Origin of the sequence: Micromonospora endophytica (genome assembly GCF_003236305.1) — a bacterium.
GTDB classification, from domain to species: Bacteria; Actinomycetota; Actinomycetes; order Mycobacteriales; family Micromonosporaceae; genus Micromonospora; species Micromonospora endophytica.
This window is the reverse complement of sequence record NZ_POTX01000409.1, coordinates 1-3,212: the sequence shown is the minus strand read 5'-3', so window position 1 is coordinate 3,212 and position 3,212 is coordinate 1. Positions and strand designations below refer to the sequence as shown.

At 70.7% G+C, this 3,212-nt stretch carries 2 protein-coding genes and 1 pseudogene; 1 reads left to right on the top strand and 2 read right to left on the bottom strand.

Translation table 11 applies throughout. The features are described 5' to 3' along the window. A partial coding sequence (locus tag C1I93_RS29860) for an alpha/beta hydrolase (protein ID WP_111246583.1) occupies positions 1 to 955 on the bottom strand: 955 nt, incomplete at its 3' end. Positions 956 to 1,088: 133 nt separating this feature from the next. Continuing rightward, a complete protein-coding gene (locus tag C1I93_RS29855; RefSeq protein ID WP_223256711.1) occupies positions 1,089 to 1,532 on the bottom strand; it encodes an HPF/RaiA family ribosome-associated protein in 444 nt (147 codons plus the stop codon). 333 nt (positions 1,533 to 1,865) lie between these two features. Here C1I93_RS29855 and ssb point away from each other — a divergent pair. Beyond that, positions 1,866 to 2,602, top strand: a pseudogene (gene ssb / locus C1I93_RS29850) (single-stranded DNA-binding protein). The last annotated feature ends 610 nt before the right edge of the window (positions 2,603 to 3,212 follow it).

The window sequence follows — 3,212 nt, the reverse complement described above, 5'->3', positions numbered from 1 at the left end:
GGGTGGGGCCGGCGCAGAGGAATGCTTCGGCCCAGCGTCCGACCTCGGCGAAGACCTTCTCCCGTACGGCGGGGCCGGAGAGGGTGAGGTCGTGCAGGCCGCCGTCGAAGCGGGCCACCGTGACGTGTCGGCCGAGGCGGGGCGCCCAGCGGACCATGTGTTCGACGTCGAGGACGGCGTCGGCGAGGGTGGCTGATTCGTGCCACTTGCTGCCCCGGAACGAGCGGGTCGAGCAGGCGAGCAGGACCGGCACCGGGATGTCCAGCCCGCCACGCAGCCGCCGTTGACCGGTGCGGACGGCGTCCAGCCAGCCGGCCCGGACGGGGAAGCCGGCGAGCGGCTTCCAAGCCAGGTCGTACGTCCATTCGCCGCGATGCTCGGCGTGCAGGCTCTCGCCGTACACGGTGCCGAGGCCGAGCGGGAGGACGCGGTGCGGGGCCCGGCGGCCCAGGCGCGCGACGGCGGCCGCGATGGGTCTGCGCACGAACCAGGGGGCGTTGAGGTCGAAGAAGGGGCTGTTCAGGACGATCCCGTCGACCAGGCCGGCGTCGCGGCGGGCGTGTGCCCAGAGCGAGACGATCAGGCCGCCGGTGGAGTGGCCCATGGCCAGCAGGGTGTCGTGTCCGTCCTCGGTACGCACGATGCGCGCGGCGGCGTCCAGCTCGGGGAAGTAGTCGCCGAGGTCACGACAGAAGTTGGCGGTCTGGTGCGGCAGCAGGCTGCGGCCGTACTTGCGCAGGTCGAGTGCGTAGAAGTCCCAGCCCCGGGCGGCGAAGAAGTCGGCCACGTGGGTCTGGAAGAAGTAGTCGACGAAGCCGTGCACGTAGAGCACGGCCCGGCCGGTGGGGCGCTCGGCCCGGCGGCGGACCAGGGTGGCGACCACCGGACCTTCGTCGTCGCTGCCCAGGTCGATGGTGTGCCGCTCGTACGGCGGGCCCAGCAGGTCCGGTTCCACGTCGCAGACGGTACGCCTGACCAGCTACCGGACGGTAGGCCAGGTGGCGGTGCTCCCGCCCACTCGGTGGCGGACGGGAGCGCGCCTTTTCACCATCGGTGCGCCGGCCCGGTCACCCGGGCCGGCGGCGTTGTCACCTCTCGTCGGTCGTCGTCCCGACGCCGGTCAGGTTGCCTCCGGCCAGGTCGTCGCCGGGCAGGTCCAGCAGTTCCTCGGGCTGGGCGGGCGGGGGCGCGACCCGCAGGTGCTTGTTGTTGCGGGGCTCATGCTTGGTCTTCGCGTCGTTGAGCTTGCGGCGCAGGTCGTCGCGGACGTCGTTGAGCGCGGCCCGCAGATCCTCCTCACTCGACGTGGTGACGATCTTCGGCCAGCCGGCGATCCGGCACTCCAGCGTGACCCGCTGACCCTTCGTCTCGCGGTCCTTGATCGAGAGTTCGAGGTCGGTGGCGTCGGCGTCGAAGGTGGCCAGCCGGGCGTCGAGCGTGCCGAACTGGGGGATGATCCAGTTCTGGTCGCCCTGCGAGAAGCCAGCGTTGAAGCGGAGGCACTTCTCGACGGTGGCCGGGTTCGCGTTCATCGCTGCACCTGCCCGGGGACGAGGGCGGAACGGGTGGCGGTCATCATCATGATCGTTGACCTTTCGTTCGACGTCGTGCTCACAGGTGCGGTTGTCAGATCCGTACCCAGGTCGGGTCCGTCCGGAACGTGCTGTTTCCGTTCCGTTCTGATCATCGATCCGGGGCCTGGCGGTGGGCCAGGGACGTAGGCCCTACCACATCGGGACCTTGATCAGGCGTTCGTCCACAACCCGTCCGGTTGTCCACAGGTGCGGGGTGTGGGGCTGTCCCGGAGCCGTGCTGCGGCGCACGCTCGGTGCCGAGTCAGGAGCCCCGAATCCGTTGGAGGGACGATGTTCGACACTCACGTCACGATCGTCGGGAACGTGTTGACGGCCCCGGAGTGGCGTCGTACCACCCAGAGCAACACCCTGGTGGCCAACTTCAAGGTCGCGTCGACCGCCAGGCGTCTGGACCGCGACAGCGGGCGCTGGGTGGACGGCAACAGCCTGCGGGTACGCGTGAACTGCTGGCGCAAGCTCGCCGAGGGGGTGGCCGCCTCGGTCGCGCTCGGCGATCCGGTGGTGGTCTGCGGGCGGCTCTACACCCGGGACTGGACCGACGACGCCGGCAACCACCGCACGCTGTACGAACTGGAGGCGGTCGCGGTCGGTCACGACCTGTCCCGGGGACGCGGCAGGTTCCTGCGCAACCGACCCACCTTGAGTACGAGCACCGTCTCCGACGCCGAGGCCGAGCAGCGGGTGCACGGCGAGGCGACCGAGCCGGTGCCCGACGACGAGGCACCCGCCCAGCTCGACGATCGCCCGATCGACGACGACTTCGAGCTGCCTGACTTTCCGTCTGCACGGGTGGACGGGCGACGCGGCCCCGCCCTCTTTCCGCGTGAGCCGTACGACGACGTCATCGGTCGCGGGCACTCCCGGGCCGACGGGCTGACCCCGGTCGACGCCGGATCCCGACGGATGTTCCCCGACGAGCTGGCCGCGCTGGACGCCGACGACCAGCCGGAATCGCCCGCCGACGAACTGGCCCCGGTGGGCACGAACGGCCGGGACACGGTCGATGAGCCGCCATCGGTCGACGAGCCGGCGCTGGTGAACGAGCCAGCGTCGGTTGATGAGCCGGTGTCGGCGGACCGGGAAATCAGCGTGACCGGCGAGGGACCGGTGGGACGCCCGGAGGAATCGGGGGCGGGCGTCCCGGGTCGCGGTCGACGGGGACGCGGACGGCAGCCCCAACCGGCCTGACCAGGCGACGCGTCCCGCTGGCCGGCCGGTGGAGTCATCGGCCCCGGGCCACTGCCGGCCGGCTGGCGGACGACGAGACCGGCTGAGGCCGGCGGGCCAACCTGATCGCGCTGGTGCTGCCGAGCGTGAACGTGGGCCAGTGCCGGCCTACAGAGCTGAGAGCGCAAACGGTTCAGGGCGATGAGCGGGCCGGTACGGCGTAACGGGCCCGGGATGGTGAGCGGGCCATACCGGTGACGGTCCTCCCGACGTGATGGCGTGAACGGTTCAGCTCAATAGCGGCCCGCAAGAACTCCATCCAGCGCCCCCGACACCCCCACCGACAGCGTCGTCGGTAAAGCTGATGTGAATCTTGGTGCGAAAGTGCCTCCAGGGGGGCGGTTTCGTACCAAGATCTGCGCCTTTAGGGGTGTCAGCGGTGGGGGTGGG